Source organism: Azospirillum largimobile (assembly GCF_977007025.2).
Genome location: NZ_CDRMUA020000001.1, coordinates 1936635 through 1951577 on the forward strand (window position 1 = coordinate 1936635; position 14943 = coordinate 1951577).

Here is a 14943-nt window from a genome sequence, read left to right on the forward strand (position 1 = left end):
CCCCCGCCGCTTACTCGTCGCCGCCGTGGATGCGCTCGATCTCCGCACCGCAGGCGGCCAGCTTCTCCTCCACCCGCTCATAGCCGCGGTCGAGGTGGTAGACGCGGTTGACCATCGTCTCCCCCTCCGCCGCCAGCCCGGCGAGCACCAGCGACACCGAAGCGCGCAGGTCCGTCGCCATCACGGGCGCACCGGTCAGCCGCTCCACGCCGCGCACCAGGGCCGACGAGCCGTGGACCGTGATCCGCGCGCCCATGCGCGTCAGCTCCGGCGCGTGCATGAAGCGGTTCTCGAAGATCGTTTCCGTGATCATCGCCGCACCCTTGGCCGTGCACATCAGGGCCATCATCTGGGCCTGAAGGTCGGTGGGGAAGCCGGGGAACGGCTCGGTCATCACATCGACGCCGTGCAGTTCGCCGTTGGCGCGCGAAACGCGGATCCCGTTCTCGATCTCCTCGAAGGCGACGCCGGCCGGAGCCAGCGCCTTGACCGCCGCCTTGATCAGATCGAGACGGGTGTTCATGATGTCAAGACGGCCCCCGGTGATCGCCGCGGCCATGGCGTAGGTGCCGGTCTCGATGCGGTCGGCCACCACCATGTGGCGGGCGCCGTGCAAGCGGTCGACGCCTTCGACCACCAGCCGGTCGGTGCCGATGCCGGTGATCTTGGCGCCCATCTTCACCAGGCATTCGGCGAGGTCGGTCACTTCCGGCTCGCGCGCGGCGTTGACCAGGATGGTGGTGCCCTTGGCCAGCGTGGCGGCCATCAGCAGGTTCTCGGTCGCGCCCACCGACACCTTGGGGAAGACGTATTCCGCACCGCGCAGGCCGCCGGCCGGAGCCTTGGCGACGATGTAGCCCGCCTCGATCCGGATGTCGGCGCCCATCGCCTCCAGGCCCTTGATGTGCAGGTCCACCGGACGCGCGCCGATGGCGCAGCCGCCGGGCAGCGACACCTTGGCTTCGCCGCAGCGGGCCAGCAGCGGACCCAGCACCAGCACGCTGGCGCGCATCTTGCGGACCAGATCATAGGGGGCGGTGGTGTTGGTGACGTCGCGCGCGGTGAAGTCCACGGCGCGTCCGGCGCAATCGCCGCCCGCCCCGGCCATATGGATCGCCACGCCATGCTGCAACAGCAGATTGCAGAGCGTGTTGATGTCGGCCAGGATCGGCAGGTTGGTCAGCGTCAGCGTCTCGTCGGTGAGCAGCGACGCCGTCATCAGCGGCAGGGCGGCGTTCTTGGCGCCACCAACGGTGATGGAGCCATTCAGCGGGCGGCCGCCGCGGATGCGGATCTTGTCCATGGACCTGTTTCTTTCGCGGATACGCTCTGACGAGCGTTCAGATTAGGAGTGCTCAGAGCCGGGGCAGCGTGACGCCCTTCTGCCCCATGTATTTGCCGGACTTGTCGGCGTAGGACACCTCGCACACGCTGTCGCCCTTCAGGAACAGGAACTGGCACAGCCCCTCGTTCGCATAGACCTTGGCGGGCAGCGGCGTGGTGTTGGAGATCTCCAGCGTGACGTGGCCCTCCCACTCCGGCTCCAGCGGGGTGACGTTCACGATCAGGCCGCAGCGGGCATAGGTGCTCTTGCCCAGGCAGATGACCAGAACGTCGCGCGGGATGCGGAAATACTCCACCGTGCGGGCCAGCGCGAAGCTGTTGGGCGGGATGATGCAGACGTCGGTCTTGCGGTCGACGAAGCTCGAATCGTCGAAGCGCTTCGGATCGACGATGGCATTGTCGACGTTGGTGAAGATCTTGAACTCGTCGGCGACCCGGGCGTCGTAGCCGTAGGACGACACGCCGTAGGAGATCACGCCTTCGCGCTTCTGGGTCTCGACGAAGGGCTCGATCATGCCCTTGGTCTCGGCCATCTCGCGGATCCAGCTGTCCGGCATGATGCCCATCGCGGGGGTACTCCTTGGCGTATCGATTGGATTGAGGGTCGTGAAGGCTGGTTTGTAGCCGAGCACGCGGCGGGGCTCAAGGAAAGGTAGGCCGCTTGGGGCGCATGGACGGTTCTTTATCACGGCGCTGGTCTTGCCCGCCGCCGCGGCTAAGCTCCCCGTCATGATCCAGAGCTTCACCCTGTCCGTGACGGACACCCCCGCCCCGGCCGACTTGGCCGGAGTCTTCGACGGCCTGCGCGCCTACAACGAGGCGTCGCTCGGCCGTCCCTATGACCGCCGCGACCTGGTGGCCGTTGCCCGCGATGCGGACGGCACGCTGAAGGGCGGGCTGGTCGGCTACACCAACTGGGAATGGCTGTATGTCGACCTGCTGTGGGTCGACGAATCGACCCGCGGCAGCGGCCTCGGCGGTCGGCTGATGGCCGCGGCGGAGTCGGAGGCGCGGACACGCGGCTGCCGCTGGTCGCGGCTCTACACCTACGACTTCCAGGCGCCGGGCTTCTACCCGAAGCTGGGATACGAGGTGTGGGCGGAGATGGAGGGCTATCCGCCGGGACACAGGCAGATCTGGTTCAGGAAGGATTTGGTTTAGGGGGTGGAGCGGCCTTCGGCCGCTCGCCCCCTCCCCGACCCTCCCCCACCTTCGGTGGGAGAGGGTGCCTTAAGGCGAAACGGCGGCAGTCCCCTCCACCGCTGAAAGCGGGGGAGGGCTAGGGAGGGGGCAATCGAAGGCCACACTCCCACTCACTCCCCCCGCTGCCGCGCCTGCTCCTTGCGCTTGCGCAGGTTCTCGCGCAGGCGGGCGGCGAGGCGCTCGTCGCGGGCAGCAGCAGCCGGCTTCGGCTTCACCGGAGCCGGCGGTTCCTTCATCGTCTCGGCGGTGTCGTCCATCGGAGCGGCTCCGCAACCGGCCTCGGTGGCCGGCCTCAGTGGTTGGACTGGTGCAGGATCTGGTCGCGCAGGCCGGTGTCGTACTCGACGCCGGCCGCGGTCAGGATCGCCGCGCCGGGGGTGCGCTTCACGATGCCCTTGCGCTCCAGGATGGTCCAGACGGCGTCGTTCTGCAGGCCGGTGGCGTCCTTGGCGGCAACGACGGAATGGCCCAGATGGAAGTGGTTGCCGTGCGCATGCGGCAGGGCGGTGATCTGGAAACCACCCTCCTCGTCCTCGGCCGGCTTGTTCTCCAGGCGGGCCAGTTCCTGCAGCAGGGTCAGGGTGCGCAGCTGCAGCGGGTTCAGGTTCAGCGGATTCTTCTTCGGGGGCATCGATGGTCCCATCGGTCCTGATGTGTCGCGGTCGCGCAGTAGACCGGCAGCGTGGAGCGCCTGTCAAGCGTGCGAACCGGTCCCGGAAAGGTCGTGGATGCAGGCTGGCGCCCCGGCCGCCGCTGGGGCATAAGACCGTCGGACCATCGTCATAAGGACTGTGAGACCATGACCATCCTCGTCACCGGTGCCGCCGGCTTCATCGGATCGCATGTCGTCGCTGCGCTGCTGGACCGCGGGGAAAGCGTGCTCGGCCTCGACAACCTGAACGACTATTATGCGGTGGCCTTGAAGGAGGCGCGGTTGGCCCGGCTGACCGGCCGGCCCGGCTTCCGCTTCGTCAGGGCCGACATTTCCGACCGCGCGACGGTGGAGTGTCTGTGGCCGCAGTTCAATGACGTGACGGGCGTGGTCCATCTGGCGGCGCAGCCGGGCGTCCGCTACTCCATCGAGAATCCCTACGCCTATGTCGATGCGAACGTCACCGGTCAGGTGACGTTGCTGGAGGCGGCACGGCGCATGCCGGACTTGCGGCATTTCGTCTATGCCTCGACCTCGTCCGTCTATGGCGCCAACCGCAAGATGCCGTTCTCGGTGGAGGATCGGGTCGACAGCCCGGTGTCGGTCTATGCCGCCACCAAGAAGGCCGCGGAGATGCTGGCCTTCACCTATAGCCACCTCTATCAGCTGCCGATGACCGGCCTGCGCTTCTTCACGGTCTATGGCCCGTGGAGCCGTCCGGACATGGCGACCTGGCTGTTCGCTGACGCCATCACCGCCGGCCGGCCGATCCGCGTCTTCAACGGCGGCAAGATGAAGCGCGACTTCACCTATATCGACGACATCGTCGCCGGCGTGCTGGCAGCCCTCGACCGCCCTGCCCCCGTCGATGCGGAGACCGGCGCCCCGCACCGCGTCTTCAACCTCGGCAACAACCGGTGCGAGGAGCTGATGCGCTTCATCGGCGTGCTGGAACAGGCCTTCGGCCGCGAGGCCGTGAAGGTGATGGAACCGATGCAGGCCGGGGACGTGCAGGAGACCGCCGCCGACATCGAGTTGAGCCGCCAAGTGCTGGGCTTCGAACCGAAGACCCCGATAGAGATCGGCCTTCCCCGCTTCGTGGAGTGGTACAAGGGCTATCACAAGCTCTGACCTTCCACCCGCTCCCTCCACCGCCCGAGCCATCATGACCTCCACCGCCTATTCGACCGCGCTGATCGGCGTCTTCCTGCTCTGTCTGGCCGTCGGCTGGTACCTGTCGACGCGGGTTCTGCGCTACCTCCTTGCCAGCAGCATCATGGACATCCCGAACGAGCGGTCGAGCCATCAGGCTCCCACCCCGCGCGGCGGCGGCTGGGCGGTGATGCTGACGGTGGTGCCGGTCTTCGCCGTCGCCGGGATCGTTTTCGGCCGGCCGCTGGAGACGGGGGCGGTGCTGCTGGGGACGCTGGCGCTGATGGGCGTGTCGTGGATGGACGACCGGCGGGAACTGTCGCCGCTGCTGCGGCTGGCGGTGCAGGCGCTGGCGGTGGCCTTCGGGTTGCTGGCGCTGCCGTCCGACCAGCTGGTGTGGCAGGGCTGGCTGCCCTGGGGGCTCGACCGAGCTGCGACCGCCTTCCTGTGGCTGTGGTTCGTCAACCTCTACAATTTCATGGACGGGATCGACGGGCTGGCCGGCAGCGAAACGATCCTGATCGGCGGCGGCGTTGCGCTGGTGTCGCTGGCGATGGGCGATTTCGGGCTGACCGGAGTCGCCGGGGCGGCGCTGGCCGGGGCGGCTGCGGGGTTCCTGACCCACAATTGGCGGCCGGCCCGCATGTTCATGGGCGATGTCGGCAGCATCCCGCTCGGCCATATCCTTGCCTTCCTGCTTGCCTCGCTGGCGGCGCGCGGCGACTGGGCGGCGGCGCTGATTCTGCCTGCCTATTACCTGACCGACGCCACCATCACGCTGCTGCGCCGGCTGCTGCGCGGCGAGAAGATCTGGCAGGCCCACCGCGAGCATTTCTACCAGAAGGCCGCCAAGGGCGCCGGACGGCATGACCGCGTGGTGTTGACCATCATCGGCTACAGCCTCGTCCTCGTCGCCGCGGCGCTGGCCGCCGGAAGCTTCGGCGCCTGGACGCTCCTGCCCGGTGCGGTGACCGTCGCGCTGCTGCTGGCGACGCTGACGCGCATGTCGAAGGCGTGATCCCGATGACCGCTGCATTCCTCGACCTGTCGGTCGTCCTTTACCATCCCGATCCGGAGCTGCTGGCCCGCTCGCTCGACACCATCGGTGCCGCCGCCGACCGGCTGGCCGAGGGGGCCGGGGTGCAAACCCGGCTGTGGATCATCGACAATGGCGCGCCAAAGGACGGCCATGGGGGCAGCGACCCAGGCTCCAGCCCGTTTCGGGCGCTACTGGACCGCTATGCGGAAGCCGGGCGGCCGCCGGTGACGCTGATCGCAGGGCACGGCAATGTCGGCTATGGCGCCGGGCACAATCTGGCGATCCGGCAGGGCGACGCGCCTTATCACCTGATCCTGAACTACGACATCCTGCTGGAACCCGACGCTCTGCTGGCCGGCTGGCGCTATATGGAGGCGCACCCACGCACCGTCCTGCTGACGCCCAAGGTGTTCGGCCCGTCGGGCGAGCAGGAATTCCTGTGCAAGCGCCGGCCGACCGTGCTGGATCTGGGCCTGCGCGCCTTCGCCCCTGCATCGGTCAAGCGGATTTTCACCCAGCGGCTCGACCGCTACGAGATGCGCGACGTCACCCGCGACGCCGTCGTCACCGGGCTTGAGCAGGTCAGCGGAGCCTTCATGCTGTTCCGGCGCGATGCGCTGACCCGGCTGGGCGGCTTCGACGACGGCTATTTCCTGTATTTCGAGGATTTCGACCTGTCGCGCCGGGCGATGGCGCTGGGTGAGATCGCCTATGTGCCGGAGGTGCGCATGGTGCATTTCGGCGGCAAGGCGGCGCGCAAGGGCGGCGCGCACATCCGGATGTTCGCCCGTTCCGCCCTACGCTTTTTCAACACCCACGGATGGCGGCTGGTCTGAGCTGTGCGACTTCCGCAGCCCCGGCCGGCCGCGGGTCTTCAGCAGCAGCGGGTTCCAGGCGATCATGCCGGCGACCTGACCCAGCGTGGCCTTGCGGTCGCGCTGGATGACGCGGCGCTTGGCGATCATGCGAGGCAGCCCGCACAGGGCATCGCGGATGCCGCGGCCGATGGCGCCGGTGCGGTCGCTGCCCAGGCTGCGGAACACCAGATAGACCACCAGCAGCGCATGGCCGAAGAAGGCTAGCGGCAGCAGCGGCAGCGGCATGTTCTTCACCATGGTCCACACCAGATTGCGGACGCCGTGATACTGGGCGAAGGTGCCGTACTGCTTGGACACGCCGCTGCTGACATGCTCCACCACCGCGTCGCCGACCTGGACCGCCGGTCCGGCGCTGAGCCGGATGCGGAAGCCGAGATCGACATCCTCGCAATAGCAGAAGAAATCCTCGTCGAAGCCGCCGACAGCCTCGAAATAGTCGCGCCGGTACATGGCCGCGGCGGCGCACGGCGAAAAGACCGTTCCGCTGTAGTAGGGCGGCTTCAGCATGCGGCGGTAGTTGACCCGCCAGGCGAAGCCGAAGATGGAATACTGGTCGCCCTCGCCGTCGATCATGCGGGGATCGTGCGAGAAAAGTTGGGTCGAGCCGAACATCGCCACATCGGGCTGCGCATGGGCGGCGGCCTGCAGCCGCTCCATCCAGTCGCGGCGCGGGAAGGCGTCGGGGTTCAGCGTGACGATCCAGGGAACGGTGGCACCGGCGGCACCGACATTGTTCGCCTTGGCGAAGCCCACATTCGTGTCCAGCCGGACCATGCGGAATCGCGGATCGGCAGGCAGAGCGATGCCGTCGACGTCCTTCGAGGCATTGTCGACGATCACCACCTCGAAAGCGGGATCGGTCTGGTCGAGCAGACAACCAATGACGCGATTGACGAAGTCGGCGCAATTAAAGCTGACGATGATGATTCGGCTGTGCCGATCATTCGCATCGTCCACGAGATGTGACATGTCTTGGTAGCGTCCTTATTCACGCGTCCCTGTCCAGCTTATAACCATTCCCTTCATCGACCGAAAGCCGGAAAAGGTGCCTGGGACCTTGCGCCGTGGCGCACCCTGGCCAAACCGGATAATAAATCGTTCCTCAGTCCACCATACCAACCAAGCCCGGACCATCCCGCACATGCGCGTACTCCTGACCGGCGCCACCGGCTTCGTCGGCCGCCACACCGTCCCGCTGCTGGCCGCCCGCGGACATCAGGTGCGCGCGGCCCTGCGCACCGCCTCGGAAGGGCCGTGGGAGCCGGCCGTCGTCGGCGACATCGGCCCCGACACCGACTGGACGGCCGCACTCGCCGGTGTGGACGCCGTGATCCACATGGCGGCCCGCGTCCATGTGATGCGCGACACCGCCGCCGATCCGCTGGCGGAGTTCCGCCGCGTCAACACCGCCGGCACCGTCCGGCTGGCGGAGCAGGCGGCCGCGGCCGGGGTGAAGCGCTTCGTCTTCCTCAGCAGCATCAAGGCGATGGTGGACGAAAGCCGCCCCACCCCGCTGGACGCCGCGACGACGCCCGACCCCCACAGCCCCTATGGCGTGTCGAAGCTGGAAGCCGAACGCGCGCTGGCGGAGATCGCGGCCCGCACCGGCATGGAGGTCGCGGTGATCCGCCCGCCGCTGGTCTATGGGCCCGGCGCCGCCGGCAACATGCGCGCCCTGCTGAAGCTGGTGGCGACCGGCCTGCCACTGCCCTTGGGCGGCATCCGCAACCGGCGCAGCCTGATCTATGTCGGCAACCTCGCCGATGCGGTGGTGACGGTGCTGGAGCATCCCGATGCGGCCGGACAGACCTTCCTGGTCCAGGATGGGGAGCCGCTGTCGACCGCCGATCTGGTGCGCGCCATTGCCGCCGCGCTCGGCCGTCCGGCCCGGTTGATCCCGGTGCCGCAGGGGCTGATGGCGCTGGGCGCGGCGCTGACCGGGACGCGGGCGATGTTCGACCGTCTGGCCGGCACGCTGACGGTGGATGACGCTCCCATCCGCAACAGGCTTGGCTGGCGCCCGCCCCATGACCTTGCGACCGGGTTGCGCGCCACGGCGGAATGGTTCAAAGCTTCCCGCGGCTGATCGCGACGTCGAAACAAGCCGAACGAACGAACAAGGTTTAGCGGCATGCGCATCCCGTCCGCACGGGCATCCCTGGTGTTCCTGCATGATCTGGTGATGACCGGGGTGGCCCTGGTCGTCGCCCTCTATCTGCGGGTGGGCGGTTCCGCCTTCGGTCTTTACTTCGACGCGCTGACGATCGCCCTGCCGGTGCTGGTCGGGCTGTCGGCCGCGGTGTTCGTGCTGTTCGGTCTGTACCGCGGCATCTGGCGCTACGCCTCCATCCCCGACCTGATGCAGGTGGTGCGCGCCGTCACGGTGGCGGTGCTGTGCTTCGTGCTGGCGATGTTCCTGCTGACGCGCGCCGAACTGCTTCCCCGCTCGCTGCCGCCGATCCTGTGGCTGGTACAGATGCTGCTGCTGGGCGGGCCGCGCTTCGCCTACCGCTTCCTGAAGGACCGCCGTTTCAGCTGGGCCGAGGCGGTGGAGGGCGTGCCGCGCATCCCCGTCCTGCTGCTGGGCGTCGGCGACGCGGCGGAGCTGTTCATCCGTTCGCTCGACCAGCCGGGACAGTCGGCCTACCGCGTGGTCGGCATTCTTGACGACAAGGGCCGCCGCATCGGCCATGCCGTGCGCGGCGTGCCGGTGCTGGGCGGCCCCGACGACCTGGAGCAGGTGGTCCAGGCGCTGGAACGCAAGGGCGAACGGCCGCAGCGGCTGATCATCACCAAGGGCAATGCCGAGCTGAAGGGATCGACCCTGCGCAGCCTGCTCGACCGGGCGGAGGCGCTGGGGCTGGTCATGTCCCGGCTGCCCAGCCTGACCGAGTTCAAGTCGGCGCTGGGCGAAGGCAAGGGCGTGGAGGTGCGTCCCATCGCGCTGGAGGATCTGCTGGGCCGGCCGCAGGCGGTGCTGGACCGTGGAGCCATTTCCGGACTGATCGGCGGGCGGCGGGTGATCGTCACCGGCGCCGGCGGCACCATCGGCAGCGAACTGGTCCGCCAGATCGCGGCGCTGGGGCCGGAACGGCTGATCCTGCTCGATGCCGGGGAATTCAATCTCTACAGCATCGAGATGGAGGTGCGGGAGAGATTCCCCGGCCTCGACACCCGCGCGGTGATCGCCGACGTGCGCGACCGCGACCGGGTCATGCGCCTGTTCCAGGACGAACGCCCCGCCCTGGTCTTCCATGCCGCCGCCCTCAAGCATGTGCCACTGGTGGAGGCCAACCCGTGCGAGGGCGCGCTGACCAACGTCGTCGGCACCCGCAACGTGGCCGACGCGGCGCGCGCCGCCGGCTGCCTCGCCATGGTGCTGATCTCCACCGACAAGGCGATCCGCCCGACCAGCGTGATGGGCGCGGCCAAGCGCTTCGCCGAGACCTATTGCCAGGCGCTGGACGTGTTGCCGCCGCGCGACGGGACGGAGCACGCCACCCGCTACATGACCGTGCGCTTCGGCAATGTGCTGGGCTCGTCGGGATCGGTGGTGCCGCTGTTCACCCGGCAGCTGGCGCAGGGCGGTCCCCTGACCGTCACCCATCCCGACATGCGCCGCTATTTCATGACTGTGCGCGAAGCCGTGGAACTGGTGCTGCAGGCGTCGGCCCACGGCGCCACCCGCGCGGAGGACCGCGGCAAGATCCTGGTGCTGGACATGGGCGAGCCGGTGAAGATCGCCGACCTTGCCCGCCAGATGATCCGGCTGGCCGGCTATCGGCCGGGGGTCGACATCGAGATCGCCTATACCGGGCTGCGCCCCGGCGAGAAGCTGTTCGAGGAAATCCTGACCGCCGCGGAGGCGCCGAGCCGCACCGAGGCCGATGGCGTCTTCCTCGCCTCCCCCCGGCTGATCGACTATGCGCTGATCAACCGCGCGGTGGGTGAACTGGAAGCCGCGGCGCGGGCCGGCGACGGCGAGCGGGTGCTGTCGATCCTCGGCACCGTCGTGCCCGATTTCCGGGCCGAAGCGGTGCTTCCGCCCGCCGCGACACAGGCGTAATTGGGGAGCTTATTCCGGGAGCGAAAAAAAGTGGCCTGCGGTGTGATTTTAAGCGCTTGCATCCCCAAAAGGCCTGTGGCATAACCCGCGCCACTTCGGGGGGCGGTCAAGCCTGAACGCCTCACCCGGACGCATCGCCCCGGCGATGATCGGTTATCGGGGCTGCCGTAGCTCAGTGGTAGAGCACTCCCTTGGTAAGGGAGAGGTCGAGAGTTCAATCCTCTCTGGCAGCACCATTCCTCCGATCCTGTCATCAGGCGTTCGTATCCGGCGCTGCCGTAGCTCAGTGGTAGAGCACTCCCTTGGTAAGGGAGAGGTCGAGAGTTCAATCCTCTCTGGCAGCACCATCCCCCTTTAAAAACTCCCCTTGAAAATCGGTTCATCGCTTCCTTGACCTTGCCGCCGAAAGGCCGCAAGAAACGCGCGCATGTTCACACAGCGTGAACAGTTGGTACACGATTTCACAGTGCGTGAAATTATAAGCGCGGGTTCGTCTCGGGAGGATGTCACCATGGCCGGCAACAGCTTCGGCACGCTTTTCCGCTTCACCACCTGGGGCGAGAGCCACGGTCCGGCCATCGGCGTCGTCGTGGACGGCTGCCCGTCGCTGATCGACCTCGTTGCGGAATCCGACATCCAGCCCTGGATGGACAAGCGCCGTCCCGGCCAGTCCCGCTACACCACCCAGCGCCAGGAACCCGATCAGGTGAAGATCCTGTCCGGCGTGTTCGAGGGCAAGACGACCGGCACCCCGATCTCGCTGCTGATCGAGAACACCGACCAGCGCTCCAAGGACTACAGCGACATCGCCGGCAAATTCCGCCCCGGTCATGCCGACTACACCTACTGGCAGAAATACGGCATCCGCGACTACCGCGGCGGCGGCCGCTCCTCGGCGCGGGAAACCGCCTGCCGGGTCGCCGCCGGTGCAGTGGCGCGCAAGGTGCTGGGCAGCGCCATCCAGGTGCGTGGCGCGCTGGTGCAGATCGGTCCGCACAAGATCGACCGCAGCCGCTGGGATTGGGCGGAGATCGACAACAACCCCTTCTTCTGCCCCGACCCGGTCGCCGCCACCCGGTGGGCGGAGTATCTCGACGGCATCCGCAAGAGCGGCTCGTCGGTGGGCGCGGTGGTGGAACTGGTGGCCTCCGGCGTGCCGGTCGGCCTGGGCGACCCGCTCTACGACAAGCTGGACAGCGACCTCGCCTGCGCGATGATGACGATCAACGCGGTGAAGGGCGTGGAGATCGGCAACGGCTTCGCCGCCGCCGAACTGACCGGCGAGCAGAACGCCGACGAGATGCGCATGGGTCCGGACGGCCAGCCGCAGTTCCTGTCCAACCAGGCCGGCGGCATCCTGGGTGGCATCTCCACCGGGCAGGACATCGTCGTGCGCTTCGCGGTGAAGCCGACCAGCTCGATCCTGACCCCGCGCCAGACGGTGGACACCGCCGGCAACGACACCGACATCCTGACCAAGGGCCGCCACGACCCCTGCGTCGGCATCCGCGCCGTCCCGGTCGGCGAGGCGATGATGGCCTGCGTGCTAGCCGACCACCTGCTGCGTCGGCGGGCCGAGCGGCGGGAGTGAGGGTGTGGGCTTCTTGCGGAGTTAGACCCCCACCTATCCTCCCCCGCTGGGCGGGGGAGGGACTGCCGCCGCCCTCCCGAATAAGCGCTTGTCCCCTCCCCCGCCCAGCGGGGGAGGGTTAGGGTGGGGGCAAGACCGAAGCGCGCAATTGCTTTCCACACCACAGGACCACCCCATGCCCGCCCTCCGCCACGGACAGCGCCTGATCCTCGCCTTGGCGATGCTGATCGCCGCCATGCCGACGGCCATGGCGGACACCAGGCCCTTCCAGGAATTCGACGAGACCTTCAAATCCTGGAAGCTCTACTGCCAACTCTGGACCGCCACCCGGCAGGTGGAATGCGAGCTGACCGCCCGCGGCACCAACGACCGCACCGCCCGGCTGGTCTGGCTGCGCTCGACCGAGAAATGGCGCGAGGGGCTGCGCTTCCGGGTGTCCGCCGAAGCGCTGGATCTCGACAAGCTGGTGCGCGTCTGGGCCGACCGCGCGGTGTTCAAGCCCGATTCCCCCTGCAAGCCCTACCGGTTCGAGACAAACACCTGCGCGGTGACCGATCCCGACATCAACCGCCGCATGGTGGAGCGGATCGCCCCGGCGCCGGAGGTCTCCATCGTCGGCCAGTCGCCGGCCGGCGAGAAGACGGAGGTGCGCTTCCCGCTCGCCGGCTTCCGCGAGGCGGTGGAGCGCAGCGACGCCATCCGCGCGATGGCTGGCAGGCCGTGGGCGACGAGCCCCGGCCAAGAGTAAACCTGCCGCGGATTGATCCCTATATAGCCATCCCAGCGACAAGAACCGACGGACTCCCCAACCCGTGACCGACAGCCATTTCCCCGGCAAGGACGCCATTCTCGCCTTCATCCGGTCCAGCACCACCCCCGTCGGCAAACGCGAGATCGCCCGCGCCTTCAAGCTGTCTGGATCGGCCGACCGCGAAATGCTGAAGGACCTGCTGCGCGAACTGGAAGCGGACGGAGCTGTGGAGCGCGGCCGCAACAAGCGCATGGCCCCGCCGCAGTCCCTTCCCGCCGTCGCCGTGCTGCTGATCACCGGCGTCGATGCCGACGGCGAGTTGTCGGCCCGCCCGCTGACCTGGACCGGCGAGGGCAACCCGCCGCGTATCTTCCTGCTGCCGGAAAAGAAATCGCGAAGCGAGGACAAGCCTTTGGCGGTCGGCGACACGCTGCTGGCGAAGCTCGCCCGCATCAACGACCGCCTGTATGAAGCCCGCGTCATCCGCCGCATAGATGGCGAGCGCGAGGGCCGCATCCTCGGCGTCTACCGGCCGAGCGCCAATGGCGGGCGCATCCTCCCGACCGACCGCCGCCACAAGACCGAGTTCCTGGTGCTGCCGCCCAACCGCGGCGACGCGGAAGCGGGCGACCTCGTCTTCGCCGACGTCCTGCCGGCCGGACGCGCCGGCCAGCCGCAGGCCCGCGTGGTGGAACGTCTGGGCTCCACCGACGAACCGCGCGCCTTCAGCCTGATCGCCATCCACGCCCACGGCATCCCCACCGTCTTCCCGCACGCAGCCCTGCGCGAGGCGGAGCTGGCGGCGGTGCCGGCGCTGATGCAGCGGGAGGATTTGCGCGGCATCCCGCTGGTGACCATCGACGGCGCCGACGCCCGCGATTTCGACGATGCCGTCTGGGCGGAGTCCGACAGCGATCCGGAGAACCCGGAAGGCTGGCACCTGATCGTCGCGATCGCCGACGTGTCGTATTATGTCCGTCCCGGATCGGCGCTCGACCGGGCGGCGTACGAGCGCGGCAACTCCGTGTACTTTCCCGACCGCGTCGTGCCGATGCTGCCGGAGGCGCTGTCGAACGGGCTGTGCTCGCTCCGTCCGGGAGAGGACCGCGCCTGCCTCGCCTTCCACCTGTGGATCGACCGCAACGGTGTGCTGATCCGGCATCGGCTGGTCCGCGCACTCATGCGGTCGGCGGCGCGGCTGACCTATGAACAGGTGCAGGATTGCCACGACGGCCGGCCGGACGAGGTGACGGCGCCGCTGGCCGAAAGTGTGATCGCCCCGCTGTTCGGCGCATACGCCCGGCTGGCCGCCGCACGCACCAAGCGCGGGACACTGGAGCTGGATCTGCCCGAACGCCGCGTGCTGATCGACGAGCGCGGCCGGGTCGCCGAGATCGCGGATCGCGAACGCCACGACAGCCACCGGCTGATCGAGGAGTTCATGATCGCCGCCAACGTCGCGGCGGCGGAGGTGCTGGAGCGGCGCACCATGCCCGGCCTCTACCGCATCCACGACCGTCCCTCGATGGACAAGATGGAGGCGCTGCGCGCTTTCCTCGCCGAAATCGGCCATCCGCTGGGCAAGAGCGCCGATCTCACGCCCAGCCACTTCACCCGCATCCTGCGCAAGGTGGAAGGCACGTCGCATGCGCCGCTGGTCAGCGAGGTGATCCTGCGCGCCCAGGCCCAGGCCGCCTACAGCCCGGACAACATCGGCCATTTCGGGCTGGCGCTGCACCGCTACGCCCATTTCACCTCGCCGATCCGCCGCTATGCCGACCTGATCGTCCACCGGGCGCTGATCCGCACCCTGGGGCTGGGCGTCGGCGGGCTGGACGACGAGACGCTGGGCCGGTTGGCGGAGATCGGGGAGCATCTGTCCGGATCCGAACGCCGCGCCGCCGCCGCCGAACGCGACGCGGTCGACCGCTACACCGCAGCCTTCCTGGCCGACCGGGTGGGGGAGCGGTTCAGCGGCCGCATCGCCGGCGTCAGCCGCTTCGGGCTGTTCGTGCGGCTGGACGAGAGCGGCGCCGACGGGCTGATCCCGGCCAGCACCCTGCCCGACGACAGGTACGATCATGACGAGGCGGCGCACGCCCTGGTCGGGCAGCGTACGGGCCGTACATACCGCCTCAGCAGCCCGGTCAAAGTGGTCCTGATGGAGGCCGATCCGGTCAGCGGCAGCATGCTTTTCCGACTGTCCGACTCGGACTGACTCCAAGTCTCCAGCCGATACCGTTGCTTAACGGCAACGCTTGCGCCGT

At 68.3% G+C, this 14943-nt stretch carries 14 protein-coding genes and 2 tRNA genes; 11 read left to right on the forward strand and 5 right to left on the reverse strand.

All coding sequences use genetic code 11. The features are described from left to right. Nucleotides 1-10 precede the first annotated feature (10 nt). A complete protein-coding gene (murA, locus tag ACWPKK_RS09080) occupies nucleotides 11-1303 on the reverse strand; it encodes a UDP-N-acetylglucosamine 1-carboxyvinyltransferase (protein ID WP_324866068.1) in 1293 nt (430 codons plus the stop codon). Nucleotides 1304-1355: 52 nt separating this feature from the next. Continuing rightward, nucleotides 1356-1910 (reverse strand): dCTP deaminase, encoded by a 555-nt coding sequence (dcd, locus tag ACWPKK_RS09085; protein ID WP_014248468.1) that lies wholly within the window; start codon nucleotides 1908-1910, stop codon nucleotides 1356-1358. Between the two features lie 163 nt (nucleotides 1911-2073). Between dcd and ACWPKK_RS09090 the strand changes: the two genes are divergently transcribed. After that, nucleotides 2074-2505 carry a GNAT family N-acetyltransferase gene (locus tag ACWPKK_RS09090; RefSeq protein ID WP_452002984.1) on the forward strand — a complete coding sequence of 144 codons (432 nt, stop codon included), beginning with the start codon at nucleotides 2074-2076 and terminating at the stop codon, nucleotides 2503-2505. A 152-nt stretch (nucleotides 2506-2657) separates the two neighbouring features. Here the strand turns inward: ACWPKK_RS09090 and ACWPKK_RS09095 are convergent, their stop codons facing one another. Together ACWPKK_RS09095 and ACWPKK_RS09100 are read right to left on the reverse strand one after the other, a co-directional pair. Then, the gene (locus ACWPKK_RS09095; protein ID WP_324866074.1) at nucleotides 2658-2804 is read right to left on the reverse strand and encodes a hypothetical protein; all 147 of its coding nucleotides are present in this window, start codon (nucleotides 2802-2804) and stop codon (nucleotides 2658-2660) included. A gap of 35 nt (nucleotides 2805-2839) precedes the next feature. Continuing rightward, entirely contained in the window at nucleotides 2840-3178 is a 339-nt protein-coding gene (locus tag ACWPKK_RS09100; RefSeq protein WP_324866076.1) for a hypothetical protein, read from the reverse strand. 168 nt (nucleotides 3179-3346) lie between these two features. Between ACWPKK_RS09100 and ACWPKK_RS09105 the strand changes: the two genes are divergently transcribed. From ACWPKK_RS09105 to ACWPKK_RS09115, 3 genes are read left to right on the forward strand one after another with little or no spacing between them, the layout of a single operon-like run. Beyond that, entirely contained in the window at nucleotides 3347-4330 is a 984-nt protein-coding gene (locus tag ACWPKK_RS09105; RefSeq protein WP_452002988.1) for an NAD-dependent epimerase/dehydratase family protein, read from the forward strand. A gap of 34 nt (nucleotides 4331-4364) precedes the next feature. Further along, a complete protein-coding gene (locus ACWPKK_RS09110) occupies nucleotides 4365-5369 on the forward strand; it encodes an MraY family glycosyltransferase (protein WP_452002991.1) in 1005 nt (334 codons plus the stop codon). Nucleotides 5370-5374: 5 nt separating this feature from the next. Beyond that, on the forward strand, nucleotides 5375-6226 hold the full coding sequence (locus ACWPKK_RS09115; protein WP_452002993.1) for a glycosyltransferase family 2 protein: 852 nt from the start codon (nucleotides 5375-5377) through the stop codon (nucleotides 6224-6226). Here the strand turns inward: ACWPKK_RS09115 and ACWPKK_RS09120 are convergent. Then, complete coding sequence (locus ACWPKK_RS09120; protein WP_452002995.1) at nucleotides 6188-7237, reverse strand: glycosyltransferase family 2 protein; 1050 nt, start codon at nucleotides 7235-7237, stop codon at nucleotides 6188-6190. The two genes, ACWPKK_RS09115 and ACWPKK_RS09120, sit on opposite strands and share 39 nt — an antisense overlap. Before the next feature lie 172 nt (nucleotides 7238-7409). Between ACWPKK_RS09120 and ACWPKK_RS09125 the strand changes: the two genes are divergently transcribed. The 7 genes from ACWPKK_RS09125 to rnr all read left to right on the forward strand — a co-directional run bounded on the left by ACWPKK_RS09125 (nucleotide 7410) and on the right by rnr (nucleotide 14894). Continuing rightward, on the forward strand, nucleotides 7410-8354 hold the full coding sequence (locus ACWPKK_RS09125) for a UDP-glucose 4-epimerase family protein (protein ID WP_452002997.1): 945 nt from the start codon (nucleotides 7410-7412) through the stop codon (nucleotides 8352-8354). Nucleotides 8355-8399: 45 nt separating this feature from the next. Continuing rightward, nucleotides 8400-10334: a polysaccharide biosynthesis protein gene (locus ACWPKK_RS09130; protein WP_452002999.1), complete on the forward strand. Its 1935-nt coding sequence runs from the start codon at nucleotides 8400-8402 to the stop codon at nucleotides 10332-10334. 161 nt (nucleotides 10335-10495) lie between these two features. Next, nucleotides 10496-10570 (forward strand) — tRNA-Thr (locus tag ACWPKK_RS09135). 36 nt (nucleotides 10571-10606) lie between these two features. Next, nucleotides 10607-10681 (forward strand) — tRNA-Thr (locus ACWPKK_RS09140). Nucleotides 10682-10845: 164 nt separating this feature from the next. Then, on the forward strand, nucleotides 10846-11925 hold the full coding sequence (gene aroC, locus ACWPKK_RS09145; protein WP_452003001.1) for a chorismate synthase: 1080 nt from the start codon (nucleotides 10846-10848) through the stop codon (nucleotides 11923-11925). A 175-nt stretch (nucleotides 11926-12100) separates the two neighbouring features. Continuing rightward, on the forward strand, nucleotides 12101-12673 hold the full coding sequence (locus ACWPKK_RS09150; RefSeq protein ID WP_452003004.1) for a hypothetical protein: 573 nt from the start codon (nucleotides 12101-12103) through the stop codon (nucleotides 12671-12673). 64 nt (nucleotides 12674-12737) lie between these two features. Continuing rightward, complete coding sequence (gene rnr / locus ACWPKK_RS09155; RefSeq protein ID WP_452003006.1) at nucleotides 12738-14894, forward strand: ribonuclease R; 2157 nt, start codon at nucleotides 12738-12740, stop codon at nucleotides 14892-14894. Nucleotides 14895-14943: the final 49 nt, after the last annotated feature.